The sequence below is a fragment of the Aureibacter tunicatorum genome, from assembly GCF_036492635.1.
Taxonomy (GTDB): Bacteria; Bacteroidota; Bacteroidia; order Cytophagales; family Cyclobacteriaceae; genus Aureibacter; species Aureibacter tunicatorum.
Genome location: NZ_AP025305.1, coordinates 3571396 through 3594320 on the forward strand (window position 1 = coordinate 3571396; position 22925 = coordinate 3594320).

Annotated in this window: 23 protein-coding genes; 22 read left to right on the forward strand and 1 reads right to left on the reverse strand. The window is 34.2% G+C overall.

Annotation, left to right across the window (positions count from 1 at the left end; translation table 11 throughout):
• Positions 1-176 precede the first annotated feature (176 nt).
• The 16 genes from AABK36_RS14985 (at position 177) to cysS (ending at position 17058) form a co-directional block, all read left to right on the forward strand.
• Positions 177-935 (forward strand): hypothetical protein, encoded by a 759-nt coding sequence (locus AABK36_RS14985; protein ID WP_309938079.1) that lies wholly within the window; start codon positions 177-179, stop codon positions 933-935.
• 266 nt (positions 936-1201) lie between these two features.
• Positions 1202-1549, forward strand: a complete 348-nt coding sequence (locus AABK36_RS14990; protein WP_309938077.1) for a hypothetical protein — start codon at positions 1202-1204, stop codon at positions 1547-1549.
• A gap of 267 nt (positions 1550-1816) precedes the next feature.
• Positions 1817-2905, forward strand: coding sequence for a glycoside hydrolase family 53 protein (locus tag AABK36_RS14995; protein WP_309938075.1), 1089 nt, complete (start codon positions 1817-1819; stop codon positions 2903-2905).
• 301 nt (positions 2906-3206) lie between these two features.
• A complete protein-coding gene (locus tag AABK36_RS15000; protein WP_309938074.1) occupies positions 3207-4628 on the forward strand; it encodes a pyridoxal phosphate-dependent decarboxylase family protein in 1422 nt (473 codons plus the stop codon).
• Positions 4615-5460 (forward strand): bifunctional helix-turn-helix domain-containing protein/methylated-DNA--[protein]-cysteine S-methyltransferase, encoded by an 846-nt coding sequence (locus AABK36_RS15005; RefSeq protein WP_309938073.1) that lies wholly within the window; start codon positions 4615-4617, stop codon positions 5458-5460. Before AABK36_RS15000 ends, AABK36_RS15005 begins: the two co-directional genes overlap by 14 nt.
• A gap of 321 nt (positions 5461-5781) precedes the next feature.
• Positions 5782-6672, forward strand: a complete 891-nt coding sequence (locus AABK36_RS15010) for an AraC family transcriptional regulator (protein WP_309938072.1) — start codon at positions 5782-5784, stop codon at positions 6670-6672.
• Positions 6673-6678: 6 nt separating this feature from the next.
• Positions 6679-7455 carry an N-acetyltransferase gene (locus tag AABK36_RS15015; RefSeq protein WP_309938071.1) on the forward strand — a complete coding sequence of 259 codons (777 nt, stop codon included), beginning with the start codon at positions 6679-6681 and terminating at the stop codon, positions 7453-7455.
• Positions 7456-8023: 568 nt separating this feature from the next.
• Positions 8024-8578 (forward strand): hypothetical protein, encoded by a 555-nt coding sequence (locus AABK36_RS15020; protein WP_309938069.1) that lies wholly within the window; start codon positions 8024-8026, stop codon positions 8576-8578.
• A 250-nt stretch (positions 8579-8828) separates the two neighbouring features.
• Positions 8829-9449: an HD domain-containing protein gene (locus AABK36_RS15025; protein WP_309938068.1), complete on the forward strand. Its 621-nt coding sequence runs from the start codon at positions 8829-8831 to the stop codon at positions 9447-9449.
• 224 nt (positions 9450-9673) lie between these two features.
• Entirely contained in the window at positions 9674-10012 is a 339-nt protein-coding gene (locus AABK36_RS15030) for an immunity 53 family protein (RefSeq protein ID WP_309938067.1), read from the forward strand.
• A gap of 555 nt (positions 10013-10567) precedes the next feature.
• The gene (locus AABK36_RS15035; RefSeq protein WP_309938066.1) at positions 10568-11776 is read left to right on the forward strand and encodes a hypothetical protein; all 1209 of its coding nucleotides are present in this window, start codon (positions 10568-10570) and stop codon (positions 11774-11776) included.
• Positions 11777-12034: 258 nt separating this feature from the next.
• A complete protein-coding gene (locus tag AABK36_RS15040) occupies positions 12035-12472 on the forward strand; it encodes a hypothetical protein (RefSeq protein WP_309938065.1) in 438 nt (145 codons plus the stop codon).
• A 666-nt stretch (positions 12473-13138) separates the two neighbouring features.
• On the forward strand, positions 13139-13597 hold the full coding sequence (locus AABK36_RS15045) for a DUF4625 domain-containing protein (protein ID WP_309938064.1): 459 nt from the start codon (positions 13139-13141) through the stop codon (positions 13595-13597).
• Positions 13598-13936: 339 nt separating this feature from the next.
• On the forward strand, positions 13937-14716 hold the full coding sequence (gene blaOXA, locus AABK36_RS15050; RefSeq protein ID WP_309938063.1) for a class D beta-lactamase: 780 nt from the start codon (positions 13937-13939) through the stop codon (positions 14714-14716).
• Between the two features lie 304 nt (positions 14717-15020).
• Complete coding sequence (locus AABK36_RS15055; RefSeq protein WP_309938062.1) at positions 15021-15479, forward strand: phosphoribosyl-AMP cyclohydrolase; 459 nt, start codon at positions 15021-15023, stop codon at positions 15477-15479.
• A gap of 79 nt (positions 15480-15558) precedes the next feature.
• Positions 15559-17058, forward strand: a complete 1500-nt coding sequence (gene cysS / locus AABK36_RS15060; RefSeq protein WP_309938061.1) for a cysteine--tRNA ligase — start codon at positions 15559-15561, stop codon at positions 17056-17058.
• 579 nt (positions 17059-17637) lie between these two features.
• Here the strand turns inward: cysS and AABK36_RS15065 are convergent.
• Entirely contained in the window at positions 17638-18246 is a 609-nt protein-coding gene (locus AABK36_RS15065; RefSeq protein WP_309938060.1) for a hypothetical protein, read from the reverse strand.
• A 342-nt stretch (positions 18247-18588) separates the two neighbouring features.
• Between AABK36_RS15065 and AABK36_RS15070 the strand changes: the two genes are divergently transcribed.
• From AABK36_RS15070 to AABK36_RS15095, 6 genes are all read left to right on the forward strand, one after another.
• Positions 18589-19068, forward strand: a complete 480-nt coding sequence (locus tag AABK36_RS15070; RefSeq protein ID WP_309938058.1) for a DinB family protein — start codon at positions 18589-18591, stop codon at positions 19066-19068.
• A 172-nt stretch (positions 19069-19240) separates the two neighbouring features.
• Entirely contained in the window at positions 19241-19807 is a 567-nt protein-coding gene (locus AABK36_RS15075; RefSeq protein WP_309938057.1) for a hypothetical protein, read from the forward strand.
• A 211-nt stretch (positions 19808-20018) separates the two neighbouring features.
• A complete protein-coding gene (mog, locus tag AABK36_RS15080) occupies positions 20019-20561 on the forward strand; it encodes a molybdopterin adenylyltransferase (protein WP_309938056.1) in 543 nt (180 codons plus the stop codon).
• A 280-nt stretch (positions 20562-20841) separates the two neighbouring features.
• The gene (locus AABK36_RS15085; RefSeq protein WP_309938055.1) at positions 20842-21276 is read left to right on the forward strand and encodes a winged helix-turn-helix transcriptional regulator; all 435 of its coding nucleotides are present in this window, start codon (positions 20842-20844) and stop codon (positions 21274-21276) included.
• 7 nt (positions 21277-21283) lie between these two features.
• Complete coding sequence (locus AABK36_RS15090; RefSeq protein WP_309938054.1) at positions 21284-21781, forward strand: nuclear transport factor 2 family protein; 498 nt, start codon at positions 21284-21286, stop codon at positions 21779-21781.
• 194 nt (positions 21782-21975) lie between these two features.
• A complete protein-coding gene (locus AABK36_RS15095) occupies positions 21976-22914 on the forward strand; it encodes a tetratricopeptide repeat protein (protein WP_309938052.1) in 939 nt (312 codons plus the stop codon).
• The last annotated feature ends 11 nt before the right edge of the window (positions 22915-22925 follow it).

The window sequence follows — 22925 nt, forward strand, 5'->3', positions numbered from 1 at the left end:
TTTAAATTGATTTAATGAGCCAATAATCACTATAAACAACATATTGAAAAAAGAAATAATTAATTTAACAAAAAAATCAAATAACGAAATACCATTACATGCTCATGCTAAAATGCACAGCTCACTAGCTTGCTTGATTATTTTAACAACATTGTAATGGCCTACTTACTGAGAAAATGATAACATCAATAATTCCAATAGTTTTCGGTGGACTGATATTTTATGTCCTATTTAAATTCAAAGGCGCTTCGAAAGCACCAATTGATAAAAATGCATTAACTAAAAAATTCAAACCCTTTGACATAAAGATATTCGTGAGTTTTTTGGTACTGCTTCCTTTAAACACAATAATCTTCACATACCTACTAACACAACTTTCAAGTTTCGGATACACAAATAAACCTGAAACCGAATTTTTAATTCGACCTGATGCGGGAACCTGGTTCGGCATCGCATTATCCTTTTCAATGGGAACCTCTTTAGCATTATTAATACTTATTATCAAAAAAATCAAACATGAAGAGGAAGGCCAATACTGGCAATATTACAACTTGAAATATGGTTTTAATGCAGCTTTGCTAGTGAAATACCTGACAATGGTTATAACTATTTTTGCAACTGTTTTCTGTGTTAGCCAATTAAACTCGTTTGTTAGATTTAACTCCAACTCGATTTCAATCAATAAGCCATTTGAAACATCCGAACGGTCATATTCACTTAAAGATATATCTGAGATAACCTACTACTTAAAAACTGTCGCTCCAAACGGTAATATAATTGATAAACCACACTATTCGATTGAATTTTCTGATGGATTCCAATGGAGAACGAATGACGATTTTCGCACTCCAAACGCAAAAGATGTTGAGATAATTAATTGGCTCATTAATAAAACAGGGCTAAAATTAGAGGAAATTGAAATTGACAAAAACTAACCATGGCAATGCTAAAAACAATATTTCCTCATAACTAATATTCGAACCAACACTATAGCTGCTTGCCTAATTGTTATCAATAATTTATTATACTAAATACTGGAAATTAAAAAATACGAGTTCAATTTTCTGAACATCTTTAAAACACTGCCTTTTGACCTTATTTTATTATTGAAAATGATTTTTTAACACAACTCACGAACGCCGCGCTTTGCTGAAACTTGGTTTTTCGAGGTGTTTTAGCTAGTTAAGCACAGAGAATAATTATGAAAAAACTTAAGCTGATTTTTATACTTTCAATAATACTAACGATATCAGGCTGTTTTCCTTTTGAATTTAAAGAACAAGCCAATCGACAATTCGGAGACCAACATTTCAAAACAGCCATAGCATTAATAGAACTGCATAAACTTCGTGAAGGAGAATATCCTGAAGAATTAGATAGTTTGAACTATATTGGAGGTTGGGATCAAATTGCTTTCAATTCAGTAAAATATAAGAAATTAGATGGAGGGTATGAATTGAATTTAACAAATGGATGGTTAGGAAAACCTGAAGATATTAGTTATCCTGATGATTTTTGGAAAGGACTAGGGTTAATAAAATCTAATTAAAAAAAATAGGCTAACTACAACAAACAAGCATTCGTATGGCCCTCAGAACACAATATAAAATCAGTGTTGCTAAACTCAAACTATTCCCCCTGCACATACCCCAGCACTCACACTAATATTCCAAGAACTTTTCTAACGCCTTTGAAACGCTGCCTTTTTATCTTACTTTACTATTGAAAATGATTTTTTAAAGACCGATTTACGAACTCCAAGCAAAGCTGACGTATACTGTATTTCTTTTATTAGCGTGTTTCAATTATTTTAAAAATGAATAATAGGTCAATACATATATTATTATTTCTGTCAATTCTTTTCTCTTGCAGTAAAGAAGATATAGACGAGCCTAGCATAAATAATGAGAATTCGGATTTTATTTCTGGAGTTGACATCTCAGGATACCCTGAAGTCTCAAGTTATGATCATAAATTTTATGACTTGAATGGGGATCAGAATGACTTTTTAACTATACTTAAAAATAACGGAGTTAATACAATTAGGCTGAGACTTTGGGTAAACCCAAGCAATGAGCATTCTGGATTTAATGAAGTACAACGGTTTTCCCAAGTTCTAAAATCCAAAGGCTTTAAAATATGGATTACGCCCCATTACTCTGACTCATGGGCGCATCCTGGTCAACAAGAAACTCCGTCTCAATGGCAAGGCTTAAGTTTTTCAGAGCTAAAAGACAGTGTTTATGAATACACGGAAAGAATAATAAACGAAATACAACCTGAATATATTCAAATTGGCAATGAAGTAAACACAGGGATGCTTTTTCCGCATGGAGAGATAATAAACGGCAATTTTGAAAAGTTTATAGAACTTTCGAATACCGTTTCATCCGCAGTAAAAACAAATTCTGAAAGCGCTAAAGTAATTTTACACTTTGCCGGCATTGAAGGCTCTGATTGGTTTTTCAATAACATAAATAACACAATAGATTATGATATCATTGGTTTATCCTATTATCCAATTCATCATGGCAAATCCATAAACAACCTAAAAGCCCGTCTGAAAAGCTTAAGTGAAACCCATAATAAAAAAATAGTAATAGCAGAAACAGCCTACCCTTTTACGCTTGAATGGCGTGATTTGACTAATAACATAGTGGGATCGAAAGAACAACTAATTTTGCCTGAATACCCCGCGACTCAGGAAGGCCAGAGAAAATTTATCAAGCAGATAAAAAACTCAATTAAAGACACCGAAAATGGCATTGGCTTTTGCTATTGGGGCGCTGAGTTAATTGCTTGGAAAGGAAGTCAGTCTACAGACGCATCCCCTTGGGAAAATCAAGCATTATTCAACTTTGACAACAAAGCCTTGCCAGTATTGAAAGAATTCAAAAAAGAATGAAAGGTTTGCAACAATCAATATGGATAAGTTATTCTTCTGCTGGTTCGTAATCTCCGATACGAACTTTACCTCACTCCCCAGTGACCTAAACAAGCCTTATACAAACGTCAGCTTTCACTCTAATATTCCAAGAACATTCTAAACGCCTTTGAAGCACAGCCTGATTTACCTACTCCATGCATAACTTTAACAAATAAAGTTCGGTTTATTGGAGTGTAATAGATATAAAAAACCGCAAGAATCGGGTTAAATAATTTTTTGGGAATTCAGAATTTTGTCAAAACATCTAAAATGAATTAACATGCAATTTGATTTTGACCTTAAACAAAGAAAAAGAATACTCGAAACAGTATTTGAAAAGATAGAAAACTATTATAGTTCAACAAAAGATTTTAAAACCAATCCTGATTTGAATATAAAAGAAATCAGAGAATCTATCCTTACCAAAGAATTGGCTATCGGCATTAACCCTGTTAAAGCTATCCAACATGTAATAAAAGGTCTTGAGAACTTTTCGGTGCACACACCACACCCTAAATATTTTGGACTTTTCAACCCACGTTCTAATTATGCTGGAATTATCGCTGACCTAATTACAGCTACTTATAACCCTCAATTAGCCGCATGGAGCCATGCTCCATTTGCCGTTGAAGTAGAAGAGTTATTAATTAAAGAATTTGCAAATAAATTTGGATATAATAGAAATGCAGATGGTGTTTTTACAACAGGAGGAGCTGAAGCTAATCTAACAGCTATTCTTTGTGCTTTAAACCATAAATATTCAAAATTTGCTAGAGATGGGGCATTTGGATTAGACAAAAAACCTGTTATCTTTTGTTCCGCAGAAGCTCATCACTCCATTCAAAAAGCTGCAAAAGTTGTAGGATTAGGATATAATCTAGTAAAATCAATTCCAACTACAAATGATTTAAAACTGGACACGGAAGTTTTACTGCAAGAAATAAAAAACCTAGACACATCAGTATATTCTCCTTTGATGATCATCGGGACAGCGGGTACTACCGGAACTGGCACAATTGACCAACTGAATCAACTAAATTACATTTGTAAAAAGTATAACATTTGGTTTCACGTTGATGCTGCGTATGGTGGTGGAGCAATTTTAAGTCAGGATTTAAAGCACAATTTATCTGGTATTGAAAAATCCGATTCCATTACTTTTGATGCTCATAAATGGATGTCTGTTCCAATGGGCACAAGTATCTTTTTAACTTCAAAAGATGACATTCTTGGAAAAACATTCAGGATTACAACTGAATATATGCCCAAAGAAGCGGATAAACTAACAGTAACCGAACCATTTACTCATTCAATACAATGGTCGAGAAGATTCATTGGTTTAAAAGTATACCTTTCACTTCTTTTTTACGGTTGGCAAGGCTATGAACAAACCATCAATCATCAGGCAAAAATAGGTAGATATCTAAAAAGCCAATTATTAAAGAATGGTTGGGTTATTAAAAACAATACTAACTTGCCTGTTGTCTGTTTTACAAAAAATGAATTTGAAACTGACTCAAATTTCACAAAAAAAATATTAAATAATATATTGGCTAATGGAAAATCATGGCTATCTATTTACCCAATAAAAGGAATTTCTACATTTAGGGCCTGTATTACAAATTACAACACTACCGAAAAAGAAATAGACGAATTGATTGATGAACTAAACAAGGAAGCTACTCTTTATGCAAAACAGTAAAGCTTACCAATATGACTTGATAGCAAAAGCTATTGCATATATAGAGGACAACTTTAAAGAACAGCCATCTTTAGATGCAATAGCAAAACATGTAAACTTAAGTTCTTTCCATTTTCAGCGTTTATTTAAAGATTGGGTTGGAATTAGTCCAAAACAATATTTAAAATATATCAGCTCTAAATACGCCAAAAGCATATTGAAGAAAAAAGAAGTTAGTTTGTTTGACACGGCTTTTAATATGGGCTTGTCAGGTACAAGTAGGCTTCATGACATGTTTATCACAATTGAGGGTATGACTCCTGGTGAATATAAAAATGGTGGTTCAACATTAAAAATTAATTATAGTTTTGCAGAATGCCCATTTGGGAAAATCATAGTCGCAGCAACTAACAAAGGAATATGCCATATGGCTTTTTGTGATGACGAGAGTCTAGCATTTGAAGAATTACAGTCCGTCTTCCCAAAGGCAACATTCACTCAAAAATCAGATAAAATTCAACAGGAAGCCTTGCTTATTTTCCGTAATGACTGGACTAATCTAAAAAAAATAAAACTACACTTAAAAGGAACAAAGTTTCAATTGAAAGTTTGGGAAACATTATTGTCAATACCTTATGGAAGCCTTTCTACTTATGGCGAAATAGCACAAGCTATTGAGCACCCTAAAGCATCGAGAGCTGTGGGAACAGCTATTGGAAACAATCCTATAGCCTATCTAATTCCTTGCCATAGAGTAATCCAAAAATCAGGAAACATTGGTGGATATCATTGGAATCCAATAAGAAAAAAAGCTATAATTGGTTGGGAAGCTTCAAATTTGGAAAATGAATAAATATACCGATGAAAATCAAGCATTTCAGCTAGTTCCTCATCTCCGATGCGAACCTTACCACACTCTCCAGTTACCTAAACAAGCCTTATACATACTCCAGCTTCCGCACTAATATTCCAAGAACATTCTGAGAGCCTTTGAAACGCTGCTTTTTTATCATACTTTATTATTGAAAGCACTTTTTTAAAGCCCTATTTACGAACTCCGCACAAAGCTTAAATAAACTGAATTTAGTTGATTGAGGTGTTACTTCTTACCAAGAGGGACAATCATATCGCAATAAATATCAAAAACAAGAATAGCGTTATACTTACTTTTACAATGCAAGAACAAGTTAAAAATGATTACTATGAACGAATTGAAAAAGCAGTGAACTTCATGGAGGACAACTTGATGAAAAAGCTTACAATTGAGATGATTTCAGAAAAAGCATCTTTTTCAAAATTTCATTTCATAAGAGTTTTTACAGCAATGACAGGAGAAACAGCTGGAAGTTATCTTAGAAGAAGACGAATCTCAAGGTCTTCAAAGCAATTGATAAATACCAACCACTCCATATTAAACATTGCTTTTGATTATCAATTTGAGTCTCAGGAAGCTTACACTCGTTCATTCAAGAAAGTTTACAATACTAGTCCCGGAAAGTATCGTAAACTAAATAATAATCAGAGAGCTTTTGGTCGTGCAAGATTAACAGTTGAAAGATTAAGTCATTTAAAAAGCAATGTAACGATGAAGCCCAAAATTATAGAAATTGAAAAGAGAAATTTCATTGGAATGAATGTGTTAACCTCGCTTGCTAATAATAAAATTCCGCAGTTGTGGAGGGATTTTATGCCAAGAAAAAAAGAAATAGAGAATAATATAAATACAGGTTGCTATGAAATACACCCATTTGATACAGGTTTCAAAATGGAAAATTTCACAGAAGACATGAAGTTTGAAAAATGGGCTGCAGTAGAAGTTAATGAGATTAAGAATATACCCAAAGAACTCAATAGCTTAACGATTGAAGGTGGAAAGTATGCCGTTTTCGAGCATAAAGGAACAATGAGCAATATTCAAATGTCATTTGATTATGCTTATGGCACTTGGCTGTCAAACTCAGAGTATGAAATAGACAGGCGAGCTAGTTTTGAAAGATATGGAGAACAATATTTTGGACCAGAGCACCCTGAGTCGATTACTGAGTTATGGATTCCAATAAAGTAGATAGTTATGGAAAAAATAATAGAGTTGAATGCGAAAAATATTCAAAAGGAACATATTTGTTGTGCTATTTCAGACAAAAAATGTAAAGAAAGCTATGAGTTGAAAAAGAAGTGGCTGACTAATGAATTTGAAAATGGATATAAATTTTATCGCTTAGATACACGGGCTAAAGTATTTATTGAATATTGTGATGCGGAAAAATCTTGGGTTCCGATAGATGCATCAAACTACATATTTGTAGGTTGCATGTGGGTATCAGGAAAATATAAAGGTAATGGTTACGCAAAAGCTTTACTGCAAAAAGCAGAGGACGAAGCAAAACAACGTGGAAAATCAGGTCTTGTGACAATCGTTGGCACAAAAAAGTTTCATTTTATGAACGATACAAAATGGCTGTTAAAACAGGGGTTTGAAGAAGCCGATAGATTACCTTATGGTTTTAGCCTTTTGGTGAAAAAGTTCGACAATAAAGCAGAACAACCTAAGTTTAAAAAGAGTGTTGAGAAAGGAGAATGTGAAAATACGGATGGCTTGACAGTTTATTTCTCAAATCGCTGTCCATTCTCTGAATACCACGTTACAAATTCACTTGTAGAAACAGTTAAGAATAGAAATTTAAACCTAGAAGTAGTAAAATTTGAAACTTTAGAAGAAGCTCAAAACTCTCCTACACCAGCAACAATTTTTAGTTTGTATTATAATGGAAAATTCATAACCACTGATATTAGTGTATGCATGGACAGCAGATTTGATAAAATCATCAAAAAAGCGATAGAAAAATAGAGTTCACAATCCTGTTTCAAATGTAATAGCCTAGTCATAGACACAACACAAGGCTATTACATTCAAAAAAACCATTTCTCCACAATGGCACGAGATAAGATGGAATTAGATGGAGAATTTTCTGCTTCTGCTGGTTCATAATCTCCGATACGAACTTTACCTCACTCTCCAGTTACCTAAACAAGCCTTATACATACTCCAGCTTTCACTCTAATATTCCAAGAACTTTCTGAGAGCCTTTGAAACGCTGCCTTTTTATCTTATTTTATTACTGAAAATAATTTTTTAGTTTGGTTTACAATCTCCAAACATAGCTGAGGTAAACGGAATTCATTTTAGTGAGGCGTTAAAGCAAACTAAAATGCAAAACACAATAGTTCTTTGCTCGGTCTTCTTTTTATAATATATTTACACTAAACCTTTAATAGGAATAAAACCTTCTTCGCTCCATATTTTACAATCATGCCAACAAAATAAAGGAGCATATAGAATTTCTATTGAGTTTTAAACTCGCCAAAATTTCACAAGAAACGAAATTGGAATCAATTACCTAAAAAACTCATAGCTCATGGAGAAAATTAAAATATTGGAATTAAAAAAAATGGCTTCTTCGATTATATTCACAATTGGCATATGTGGATTATTGTATAGTCTCCCCTCCATGAAGCATCCTATGTATACTCACATAATGGGAATTAGTATACTTGCATTAACCTCAATTGTGGTATTTTTTATAGGCATATCATTAAAATTAATATATCTACGTAAAGAAGACAATAAGACTCTAAACTATGATCTATTCATTCCATCAGAAATAAAATGGAAAAAATCAATCAAGCTAACAATAATCTCGCTTACGTTATTTGGAACACTGCTGATTTTCACAAATCCGACACCTGGCTATGCAGCTCACTCTTTTGCCTACACGATAGGCTATATGATTCCTGTTTTACTGACTTCATTTGCGTTTAGTTTTTCAGGAGTAATCGTATATTTAAACATTAATGAAGAGGTTAAAAAAAAATTAAAATTAATTTATAAAGTACTCCCATTTATATCATTCATTCCGCTTCTTACTATTATTTTAATAATTACAATTAACGTACTAATTAGATATTCTTAAAAAGAAAGCATAGTTTCAACCCATTGATCTTTCATCTACGATACAAACCTAATCACTCGCATTCCAAACATCTAAAGCACTCTATATATACTCATTCCAATATTTTAGCAAAGCACCTTAAGCAATAAGTTAATTCACAAACAAGCCGAGTCTATCGAATGCTAAGAAATTTTTGAATAATAATCGTAACGCAATAGTCTATAAACCACATTAAACTGTATTTTGTATTCAAGAATCAAAGACTTGCAAAATGGATAACCTAAAAGGAATATGGACTGAACTTGCTTCAAGGTATTCAAATGATGAAAATTTAATTTCTGATCTTTGGAGCGAGATAGAAAGCCATTACAATAAAAAAGACCGCTTTTACCATAATACTGAGCATATCAAATCCATGATTCAACTTGCTTTTGAATATCAGGTTAAAATAGAAGACTTTGATACTCTATTGTTTTCGGTGTTTTATCATGATATCGTATACAACTCATCTAGAAGCGATAATGAAAAGAAAAGCGCTTTGGTCGCAAGTCAAAACTTAGAGCGCCTTGGAGTAAACGCTGAAAAAACATCCAAATGCTACAATCAAATTATCGATACAAAAAAGCATGAAAATGATACTGAAAATGACATCAAGTATCTGCTAGATTTTGATCTGGCGATATTGGGAAGCTCTTGGAGCGACTACAGTATCTATATGAAAAACATACGTAAAGAATACACACTGTATCCAGACTTTATTTACAATAAGGGAAGAAAGCAAGTATTGAAATCGTTTTTAGAATTGCCTCAAATTTACAAAACGACTGAGTTTCAAAACAAGCATGAAGAACAAGCGATTCAGAATATCACCAAAGAAATCGAGCTGTTATAAAGTTTCAAGCTGTTATGTTACATCAATTGCAAATTGCAAGCTTTAAATATTCATCGTAACCCACGATTTCAATTGATTTTTGAATACTTTCTCCTAGACTCAATACAAGGTAGATGATTAATTCATAGATTTTTCTAAGGTAGGCTATTTGAATTTATAAATCAGTATATTAACAGTTTATCAGAGCATAAAAAATGCTATTGTAGTTTTTTAAAATCTATTATATGCAAGTACTAGAAAGGCTTCAAAATTGGTATAAGAATCAATGCGATGGAGACTGGGAGCATTATCATGGTGTAAAAATTGAAACAATAGACAATCCTGGTTGGGCTATAACTATTGATTTAAATGAGACTCCACTTGAAGGAGTTCAATTTGTAATATCTAATGATATATCGGAATTTGATTGGTTTCATATTAAAATTATTGACAACAAATATATTGCATGTGGAGATCCAAGCAAACTCAATTTTTTACTTGAATATTTTCTAGATGATCTTTTTTTAAAAGCCAGTAAAAATGAATTAGACTATAATCTATTAATTCCTCTATACGGCGCATAAGTAAAATTATGGGTTACTGGAAAAGGCTCTTTGATAAATGAATCCGTATTTAAAATAACTGACATCAATGATATTGATGCTAAAACAATACTTTCTGAGAATTTAGAAAATACCAATTGCTGGATAAACGATATTAAAAAAATCAAAGTATTCCATAAAATAGGAGACTTGATAGAGACGGAACTAGTAACAACATTCGAAGGAACTCGATTAGCCGTAAAATATAAGGATAACAATAATTAAAAGATCTAAACTTAAAAGCATTCAAACCAAAAGTAGAACACAAATTAAAATATTTAGCATCTAAGTATCAACTCAATACTCTTCAAGCAACAAAACAGTTGTTTTTAAATAAAAATTCATATACAATCCTTTCCTATCATTGCACATCATCCTGCATTTCGTCCTCTCAAGAACCCCTTCCATAGAGGCATTTCCCTAACCCATCCATTTATAAGAATATTTTTATTTAAGCATAATTTTTGAACTATTCCCACAAGTGTTTAATCTCAATTTTATAAACTTAAAACTCGCAATTATTTAAATCTCAAAATTATGAAACGCATTTTTTTAATTCCCATCTTATTCCTATTCTTCGCAGCTGGTTGTGATGATAGCTCCAAGATTCTTAAACAAAACGAAATTGAACCTTCCCAAATTCTTCTTGAAGGATCGAATGAAATCATCCCTTCCCAAGAAAACACGACCAAGCTTTGGTTCGAGCATGGGAACAGAGGCCTTCCTAACGCTCTTTCTTACGATTTTCATGACATGTTTACTACAGAAAAATCGAGACTTGTCAATGCTTTGAGAGGAATGGACTACTTCATGTTAAGACTGAATTTGTACGACTCAATTCGACACGAATTCTTCAGAGATAGCATTGCTCCTATGCTGATTGCCCACAACGTGCCTCTTGTAATAGATGTCGGCAGCGCTGTTTGGCTTGAATGCAGATGCGAGCAACAAAGAGTAAATATTCTCAATCGAGACATAAGCTTGATAAGAAGGATTAAAAACACAGGGGTAGATGTCAAATATGTTGCTCTTCAAAGCATATTGTCCAAACCTGTTCCTCCGCAATTAGAAGAATCATGCGAAACTGGTGAGACTTGCGATTATACCTTGGGTGAAAGAGTCGCTGACGCATTGAGATACGCTTATAAAGTGGATTATGAATTCGATGGTGAAATAGGAATTGGAATTCTCGACGCATTGGTTGTCAAAGGAAGCCATGGCGAAAATCAACTAGGATTTAATTACAGAACTGCATACACTGCATTGGATAGAGCATTCAAGTTAAAAGACATCAAGCTTGCTTTTATTGTTTTCGACCATCCTGAAGAGTATTTATATAGCCTTAGCTCTTGGGATAGACTATTGGAAGCTCAGCGATATGTGTCAGACACTATTAAAACCGATGTTGGAATACTTTTCACCTCTTCTGAGTCTAAAGATCATGACAGTTTTAGAAGTACAGTCTTGGCATTCATGGATGAATTCATCAACAGAGGCGGGAAAATGGATCATGCCGTTCTTGCGTACTGGTACAAGGAAATAGACAATGACATACCTCAACTTAGAACGATTATCGAGATGGCTGAAAGATTGTATGGAGATTCATTTTATGAAAAATGCACCGATGAGTCATACCTTGAACAACGACCTGATGTCGCTCAAGATTCGTACTATGGAACAAAACCTGACCAACATTTCGTCGACCATGGCAGATTTGAGGGAATGAGCAAGCCTTCATTAGACTGATATCGAAGCAAAGTTTAATTTCTATTTATCAAGAGACCAAGCAAAATTATTATGATATTTTGCTCCTTGAAATAATTGGGGAAACACTTTTCATCTAGCTGGTTCTTTTGAGCCAGCTATTTTTCAAATAGTTCATTTCAAACAATTTTTTATTAATTCTTAGCCTCTGACTCAGACTTATTCATGAAACTTAGGCTCCAATAAATAAGATTTTAGAAAATTTTATTTATATTTCCAGTAAATTAAATGCAACTGCGATTGAAAAAGTTATATGCCATACTGCTTTTATTTGGCACGCTAACCATCATCTTCGGATCGATTATCGTTAGCGGAACGCATATGCTTGTTCATTATATCAATGAGCCTGAGTCAATTGCGAAACAAGCAGATGTCAATGAAAGCGAACATCTTCATGATTATTCATACGCTCATGAACACGATCATTGCCAACACGGCTCCACTTTAACTTTTTTGATTGAGTCTTTCGATTATAAAGCAATAGCTCCAATATTAGACGATATCGGACATTTGCTCCAATGGATTTTCGTTTTCCCTTGGTTGATCGAAAAGCAATATTCTCTTCTGGAGACCAATCACCCCATTGTGAACAATAATTCCACAATGCATTTTGGTGATTTTTACGGTTCTGCCCACATAGACAAACCGACTCCTCCTCCTAAATTTCATCTTTCCTAGTCATTTGATTCTGTAGCTATTTTCAAAATTCACTCGCTGTCATGGAGCTGCATTTGTTTCGTCAATGATGTACTTCATCAACGTGAAATAATTCGGATATGAATTACACGTGTTCATAGCGATATAAACTCTCTCCATATAAAAAACTTGAAATACTTAGCTCCAGAACTCCCAATGCATTAGACCGTAAAAAACCTATTCCTTCGATCTTATTCTAACCAGCTTTTGAATATCAAATGGCTCTTTAGCCCTTTGCATCAAAATATGCTGCAAATCAGAAACAGGAATAGTCGCACTTGTAAAATCACACGATTTACGAAGCTCAAACATACGCTTTAAATGCAAATGTCATTGTCAGAGTTTCTTTCATCACTTTTTATTTCCCAATAAAGGAAATACCATGAAGATGATAAGAAAATCAGAAGAAACTGTTCTTGTAAAATATTAATGCTTGAACTTTTTTCATGCTGTCCATGAACATGCACAATTAAGGCTGCAATGCAAAATACTGGACTTAACAAAGCTTACCCTATGCTTGGAATTTGATTGGACAAATCATCCTCCATGCTTAAAGCTGTAACAAAAAACTGCGCGCCAAGCACAGTTAGAGAACCCAAATATTATCAACATTCAATTTCAAAAACCATAAATCTAAAACAACAAAAAATGAAAAAGTTATTCAAACTATCCATGGCGCTAATCTTTAGCGCGGCAGTGTTATCCTCTTGTGAAAGCGAAGAAGAGGAAGCGCTCGCAAAGAAGCTCAGCATTTCAAATTTGGTCGCTGAAAACCACGACGGAGGAAATGAAGTGTCACTCGGCGGAACTATCCATATAGACTTCGAAGCCCAAGCCGGGGACGAAGCCAATCTGGATTATTACCATATTGAACTTCACGACCATCCTGAATCAGGATTAATAGAAGATGAATACCGAATTATAGATAAGACATTTATGGAAAAAAGCACTTTCAAAGGGCTAAAAAATGCCAGTGTGCACGAACATATCAAAGTAGCTGACACAGCTAATTTAGGCGCTTATCATGTCGTGATCGTTGTTGTCGATGAAGCTGGAAACTCGGTTGACACAGAGGATGGAGATGTGGAAATCGTAGTGGTAAAATAGCAACCTTAAAAACGGGCTGGCCTACTATTTTTTCAAGTCAGCCCATTTTTTCAAAAATCATCTCACTAAGTCAAGATATCAAATAAGGTCTATCCCTATCTTCAAAAAAGTCGTAAATAAACTATTTCCATGAGGTCAAGATTCAATTTTACACAGCTGGTTTATAATATTCATATTTTTAAACTTTAAAGATTAGTTATTTTCAGAACTCATATGAAATATGAATTTTTAAATTTATTTTAGATTTTAATAAAAATATTTTTCAAGCTGAAGTTTTATAAATAAATGAGATTCCTAATATCAAACAATAGGTTTCATAAACAATATCAAGCCCTGCTTATGAAAACCAAGAAATTAACAATTCCATTGATATTATTGGTCATTAGCTTAGTAGCTTGCAATCAAAATCAAAGTCCTAAAGCTTGGAAGGAAATATTTCAAGCCAATAATGCAACCGGCACATTTGTATTAAAAAACTTAAATACGAATACGAGTCAATACTACAATAAAGAAAGAAGCAAGAAAGAATTTGTCCCTGCCTCCACATTCAAGATCCTTAACTCCATGATAGCCTTGCAGGCTTCATCAATTAATAGCATTAATGACACAATCAAATGGGATGGCGTGGATAGAGGCTATAAACCTTGGAACCAAAACCAAACGATGCAAACAGCCTTTCCTATTTCTTGTGTATGGTTTTATCAAGAATTAGCTCGCAAAACCGGACATAAGCGAATGCAGGAATGGATCACCAAGGCAGATTACGGAAATAAAAAAATTGGCAATAAAATCGATAATTTTTGGCTCGAAGGAGAACTTGCTATTTCAGCAACTGGCCAAATTGACTTTCTGGAAAAACTAGTAAAACATGAACTGCCATTTGACACGAAAATTCAAGAAACAGCCAAAGACTTGATGATTACAGACTCAACAGAAAACTATGTTATCCATTCTAAGACAGGTTGGAGTGAAAATATTGGTTGGAATGTCGGCTACATTGAATCAGAAAGCAATATTTGGCTTTTTGCTTTAAACATGGATCTTCATGACATCAAAATGGCCAAAAGCAGAAAGTCAATTACCTACGACATATTGAAAGAACAAAAAATAATTGACTAAAATATCTATTAACTGAATTTCAAAACATCCTCATACCCCTGTTCTAGCTTCGCGAAATCAATAAAGGCATCAACACTCTAAAACGAAAATGCAACAAAGTTGCATTTAAGGTTGATAAATGATACTTTTGAAGTATCCTAAAATTGCCGAATCGTCCAAAAAATAAGCAAGACTTAATTGGATAGCCAATCATCAACGATCTAAAAAATCGATAGATCATAAAATTCGAAGATGATTGCTCTGCAATTTGAAGGCACGTTTAAAGACTAATAAATACTCAGTCAAACACTTTAACAAGTTGGAGATGTTGGATAAATCACTACACAACGACAAAGTAACTCAAAAAAAAAAATTGAATTCTTCAATAATTGAACTGGAAGAAGGGACGTCTCTAAATCTTCAGTTCGAAAAAAGAGGCGGATTATTGCCTGTAGCGGTACAAGAGACTTCAACAGGACAACTTTTGATGATCGCTTCCATCAATGAAGAGGCTTTTGCAAAGACTCTAAGAACAAGAAAAGCTACATTTTGGAGCACTTCTCGAAATCAACTTTGGACAAAAGGAGAAACCTCCGGAGACATTCTTCAAGTAGACAACATACTCATTGACTGTGATCAAGATGCTCTTGTCTACCAAGTTACGCTACTCGGAAGCGGAGTCTGCCACACATATGATCAACAGAGCAAACATAGAAAAGCTTGTTTTTACAGAGAGTTGAATTTAGAAAGCTCAAAACTTCAATTCATCAAAGGCATGGAGTAATTTAATCACCATGCCAGTCATTCTCTAGCTCAAAATACAGTCGCAAACAGTTTTTATCAAAGACCTAAATTACGCAAAGTTGAACTACAAGGAATCAAAAATCTATCTTAAGAATACCCTAACGGGTAAAAAAGAACTTTTCACACCACTAGTTGAAGGCAAAATAGGCATGTACGTTTGCGGGCCAACAGTTTATGGAGAACCGCATCTCGGCCATGCGCGTTCAGCGATTACTTTTGATATTGTGTACCGTTACCTAAAGCACCTCGGCTATAAAATACGCTATGTCAGAAATATCACAGATGTCGGCCATCTCGAAAACGAGCTAAGTGGAGACGGCGAAGACAAAATCGCTAAAAAAGCTCGTATTGAACAACTTGAGCCTATGGAAGTAGCACAGCACTACACAAACCTATATCGCGATACCATGGCCAAGCTTAATGTCTTGCCACCATCTATAGAACCTACCGCTTCGGGACACATCATTGAACAAATTGGCATCATTGAAAAAATTATAGCTAATGACTTAGCCTACGAAAAAAACGGCTCGGTATATCTTGATGTAATCAATTATTCTGAAAAACACCACTATGGAGAACTTTCCGGAAGAGTGTTGGACGAACTCATGGCGGGAAGTCGATCGCTGGATGGACAAGATGAGAAAAATCACCCAGCGGATTTCGCCCTGTGGAAAAAAGCCGACCCAAGCCATATTATGCAATGGCCATCTCCTTGGGGCATGGGATTTCCGGGATGGCATATAGAATGCACAGCGATGAGCAGCAAATACCTAGGCATTCCTTTTGACATTCATGGCGGAGGCATGGATCTCAAATTTCCTCATCATGAAGCAGAAATCGCTCAAAGCTATGGCGCTTTTGGCTGTCCGCCGGTAAATTATTGGATGCACAACAATATGATGACTTTGGATGGACAAAAAATGGCCAAGTCAAAAGGCAATTTTATTTCTCTCAGCCAGATGTTCAGCGGCAATCACGATCTGCTTGACAAATCGTATGATCCGATGACAATTCGTTTTCTAATGCTTCAAGCTCATTATGGAAGCTCTATAGACTTTTCAAACAAAGCTCTTCAATCAGCTGAAATCGCCTGCAAAAAGCTCCAAAAAGGTTTGAATGTCATTGATAAGCTACAAACAAATGAAAGCCAGAATATCGATGAGGCTTTAGCATCGCAGATAATGAAAATTTGCGCGGACTGTTACAACAAAATGAATGACGACTTCAATACAGCCGAAACTATCGCTTGCCTGTTTGACTTGCTCACCATAGTCCACAAATTGAATCATAACGGAAGCAACCTTCCCATGGATGTCTCAACTACTCTCAAAAGTACTTACAAAGGTATGCTCGTTGATGTGCTGGGCATTAACGAAGAGTCAACTGACCATAAAAACACCCCCTTGTTAACTGACATATTGGATATAATGATGGAAATAAGGCAACAATCCAGAGCAAAAAAAGACTTTGAACTTTCTGATTATATACGCGATCAATTGTCAACGCTCGACATACAAGTGAAAGACAACAAGGATAAAGCTACATATGAACTGAACTAGCGTTAAACAAAAAATCACCCGTAATCTTTAAGGTAATTTTCACAAACCATTGCTTATATCTACTTTTTAAAAATGAACTTAGTAGATTGCGGGCTAATGACATCCAAAGACAAAAGGATTTTGTCAAGCAAAAGAAACGACTAATAGCAATCTGAATGAATAAGAAATAAAAAACACTCACAATTCGTTAAGTATACTTTAAATCATCCTTTCTATTTATTCACTTAACAAATAAAAGCATGAGTCGAAATAAATGGTTTTTAATCGCCTCAATATTAATCGCAATAATAGGTTTAGGATTTTCGAATTACGCAAACATTAGACTTGAACAAAAAATAGATAGTCTAGGGAAAATCGCTAATCTAGTTTCATTTTTTAAATATTCTAAAACTGAATCCACAATATTAATTTTTATGAACTCCACTGGGGTCGTTTGCGGATTAATTGCTTTTATAAAAAGGAAAAATGCGATGGTCAATTATTAGAATACTTCTTTGTTTTCGAAATCTCGTAGAATTCATTTCGCATTGATAAAAAAATCAATGCAAAATGTCCAAATATAATTTCATTACAAATTAATTAACTTTTGCTCTTTGTTTTTTTCTTCTTCTTTTTTGGTGGTTTGCATGTTTTGCAATAATCGGAAAGCTCTTGTATTTCAATTCTTACTTTACGTCTTTCCTCCGCTAATATTTCAGCATTTCTACCTAGATCTGTTTTTTTCCCAAGCTGGCTAAGCCTCTCCGATTGCTCAGCCATAATTTCATCATACAGAGGCTTGAAAAAATCGGTATTTGAAAATGCACCTTTAGCTTCATAAAGCCTTTTTCTAAATTTCCTCGCAGAAAGTTCCGCAAGGTCAAATTCCAGTTTTCCAAATTCAACCAAATGATCCGCAAGATCTTGAGACGTGGCAACTATATAGCTACTTTTTCTATCAAATACAGTATTGACCTTGTTATTAAAGTTCTTTGTAAACATGAACTCATACGTAGTCATTTGAAAAAAAAATTCAAAACCTGCTTGTGAACCAATCGAATACACACTCAACTCCGGATTGATTTCACTGGATGAAGATTGATAATCAGCAAAAGTCAACTCGACATCTGGCGACCATTCTATTTTATCCTGAGCCTTCAAAAAATTAATATTGAGTATTAGTAAAGTTGCAACTAAAGCTGATTTCATAAGTGTTTATTTTAATAATTTTTAAAGGTAAACAAATAATCAAAAAGCAATACATCAAATAAAATATTACTCATAAAAAAAATAATTTTTACATAAAAAATTGATTTCACCCCCCATCAGAACTAAAAATAACTTAATAAATAACAAATATTAATCTAAAAATTAGATGAGTTTAACACCTCTAAATAACCGGCAACTATCAATAAAAAAATGCCACTCTTATCTATCCTCGAAAATTTAAGCCAACCAATTTCAATTAGTAAATTATATTAATATCTTTAATTAATATTAAAAATCACCCTTTTTCACCCCTACTGCAAAAGCTGAATCAACAATTTCAACATGAAAGAAACTACTAGAAAACTCGAACAATTGATCAATAGCGGACAAGCATATCTCTCACATGCTTCTGAAGAGGAACTATGCAAAAAATCATCCACTGAAAAGTGGTCGAAAAAAGAGATCTTAGGCCACCTGATAGACTCCGGCATAAATAACCTGCAACGATTCACGGAAATTCAATTTGAAAATAAACCCTACAAAATCAAAAAGTACAATCAAGACGCATTAGTCATAGCCAACAACTATCAAAATGCCTCCCCTCAAGAACTCGCTGAATTTTGGCTGTCGGTAAATAACAGAATCAAAAATATAATTGAAAGTCAAACAGAAGTCACATTGAATTACGCTATAGAATTGGGTGACGAGAACTTCTCCGACCTAAGGTTTTTGATCAATGACTATGTGGAACATCTGGAGCATCATCTTAATCAAATCAAAAACACTAACTACAGCGAAAATACACTAGCAAGTGCTAATTAGGCAAACCATTTAATAACATAAAATATTTCCAGAAAATATACAAATCGACACTCATAGTCTAAATGTAATAATATATCACAGCATGAAAGCATAAGAAGAGCAACCAATAAATCCTCGAATTCTTAATTCACCAGCTTCCCCCTGTATCATCCTTTAAATCAGAAAACAAACAATGAAAACTACATTACTATTCTTTTTTTTGGCATCAATATTCTTTTTTGATAATACACAAACAATCAAACCAGCGCCAAAAGGCAAAGCCGTCGTTTATTTTGTAAGATCTTCTTCGCTTGGCTCTGCTATAAACTTCACCTACTTTGATAGTACAAAAGTTATTGGCCGATTTAATGGACCAAAATACTTAAGATATGAATGTCAACCAGGCAAACACCTTTTTTGGGTAAGGTCTGAAAATAAAGACTACATAAAGGCAGACTTAGAATCAGGAAAAATTTATGTCATCGATGTAGTACCACAAATGGGAGCTATTAAGGCTAGTGTGAGATTAATTCCGGTTAATTCTGAAGACTACAGAATGAAAAAAATTAAAAAATTAATCAGCAAAAAAGATTCAGAGTCATTTAGCCAAAAAGAATTGACAACCTTACAGATTAAAATGGAGGATGTTATAAATCGAAGTTTAAAAAAATACAAAAACCTAAAAATACCTGTAAAAAAACTAGGTACATTCACCTTCAAGCCTGAAGATCTATTATTTGTTAAAAAGAAAAAAGAATAATAATAGGGTATTCTAAAAATAATAACAAAAAATCAACTGTTTCGAGAAACAACCGACAGTGCTAATATATTGAAACTAACACAAAAGCCTTCCACATTTAAATTCTATCAAAACAAGAGGTATAATGCAAAAAAAGAAGTGATACTGACTATATTTGGTATTGATTACTATAAAATATTAATAGGAAAAATCTAGAAATTCAGCATAAGAAATGGAAGATCATCAAACAGCCAAAATAGGCATCATAACCGTAAGCGACAGAGCAAGCGCTGGAATATATGAAGACAAAAGCGGAAAAGCGATCATAGATACTTTAAACGAGTATTTGAACTCCGAGTGGACTGAATGTTACGAAATCATACCTGACGAGCAAACTGTGATCGAGAAAACAATCATTGATATGGTTGACAAGCAAAATTGTTGCTTGGTGATCACAACTGGCGGAACAGGACCGGCTAAAAGAGACGTAACGCCAGAAGCCACTGAAGCTGTATGCGATCGAATGATGCCCGGCTTTGGCGAGCTTATGAGAGCAGAGTCATTAAAGTATGTTCCAACAGCCATTCTTTCCAGACAAACCGCTGGCCTTAGAGGCGAGAGCTTGATATTGAACCTTCCGGGCAAGCCTAAGTCGATTAGAGAGTGCCTAGACGCTGTATTCCCGGCTATACCATATTGCATAGATCTTATGGAAGGCCCATTTTTGGAATGCGATGAGGATGTTATAAAACCCTTCAGGCCCAAGCAAAAATAAACCTAAAGTCTAGCATTCAAGAATTATGTTTATCACAATTAGTTTTTTATGATCTTAATAATCCACCAATGTATTTCCTCCAAAGGAAAATAAATTGGTATAAAATATCAATCGTGATACTGTCTAATAGTCACTTTAAATGACGAAAAACACATTCATTGCCCAATCAGCATACCCTTTTCGTATGCTGATTTTTTTTTGCTCTCACAATTTAACTTTCATTTTGCAAGTAAAACAAATAATTATTACTTTTGTTTTGCAAGCAATAAACAATACCGCAATGAAAGATTTTTTTAGATCGAAATGCCCCATAACATCAGGCTTGGACATTTTTGGAGACAAATGGACGCTGGTCATCATCAAGCAAATGCTCTTTGAGGAAAAAAGCACTTTCAAAGATTTTACCGACAGTCAAGAAGCTATTGCCACCAACATACTGTCTTCAAGATTGAAACAACTGGAAACATTCGAAATCATCAACAAGAACACTCATCCCGATAATAAGAAAACGAAGATATACACGCTAACGGACAAGGGCCTATCGTTCACTCCTATTTTAATCGAATTAATGCTTTGGAGCAAAAACAACATCCATGAAATTCACCCGAGCATGAACATTCATCCCGACCTCGACGAAATTAAAAAACACAAGAAACAATCTGTCAAGCGCATTATCGAATCATATAATAAATTCAAGGAATCACTTTTCAAATAATACGACAATGAGCCAATCAATTAATAATAAAACTCCTCAAATCACTTTTGACAACCACGTTCAAAAGCATTGGACAAAACAAGAAACAGAAAACGTAAAAGTTGTTATCGACTTTTTTCAACACTTAATGAATGATCATGATTTTGACTATACGACAAAAAAATTCGGTGGCCGTTCTTATATCCAACACAATCGTGCGATTCCGAATGAAATCGAAGGTGTTGTTGGCTATGTGAAGACGATGATTAATCGGTTTCCAGAATATTCGTTTGACGTAAAAAAAGTATTCGCTGACGGAAATTATGTTGTCCTACATAGCCATGCCACAATGCAGGCTAAACATAGAGGCAATGAAAAGAAAGGCTTCATTATAACAGATACTTTTAAATTGATCGATGGAAAACTAGCGGAACATTGGGATGCGATCCAGCCTATTGATTTTATCTCTCGTCTATTAATGCTAGCAACAGGCGGTGCGATTGGCAACAACAACCCAACGTTTTAACAAACAAGAATTTCAATGCTTACAAAGCAGGTCTATCGATTTTATTCAAGCACAAACCCTATATATTAGTTTGAAATATAATTTTTAAACTTTATTTTTTTAGTAAAACATCAACTTTTCGAAAATTATCCGATCAATCATGTTAATCGCATAATAAATTTGCCTAGAGACTAAAAACACAAAGATCAATAATTATGAAATTTCTATACACTACCGCATTACTCTTAATATTTTACAACTCTTGTCAATCTCAAACCCAAAAGATTGACAACACATTACCAATGTATGGCGAAATCCAGAAAAGCGAAAAACATAAAGAAATAGATCAACAGTTTATTGAAGAATGCCTTCAACGCTTTAACAGCATTGACAGCTCGGTAAATGTACACGTTGATCTCGCTTGGAAATATTTTTATAATGATGATTTAAAAACAGCTATGAAAAGGTTCAACCAAGCTTGGTTGTTAAATCCTGATTTTCCTGATTCGTATTTCGGTTTTGCAGCATTGATGGAAATGCAAAATAAGCCTGAAGCTGCCGAAAAATTTTACAAATTAGGCATTGAAAAAGATCTCGACAATAATCGGTCTGAAATCTGTTTCCAAAGAATCGCTGACTGCAAGGAACAACTTGGAGACTTAAAAGGCACAGTATCAGCTTATGAAAAGATTGTATCGATAAATCCGAACAACTCTTTCGCCTTCAAAAAAATAGGCTACTTCGAAATGCAGTCCAACAATTCGAAAAAAGCCCTATCGGCATACAATCAAGCAATTAGACTTGACCCAAATGATCCTCTAACCTATAATAACCGCGCATACTTGAACCAGACATTACAGAATTATCAATCAGCGGTGGATGACTATTCCAAAGCAATCGAGCTGAACCCAAAATACATTGGCGCTTTAGTGAACAGAGGCATTACACTTATGCAGATCAATCAATTTCAAGAAGCAAAACAAGACTTTGAAGCATGCGTTTCTATGGCTCCAAATGAAGGAGAGTTGAGAAGATATTTAGGAATTGTCAAACTAAACTTAAAAGAATTTTCAGAAGCCTGCGATCAGTTCAAATTAGCGAAAAAATTAGGCGATGAAGTTTCAGCTCAATTTTTACAAGACAATTGCAAATAACAAAGGCAAAT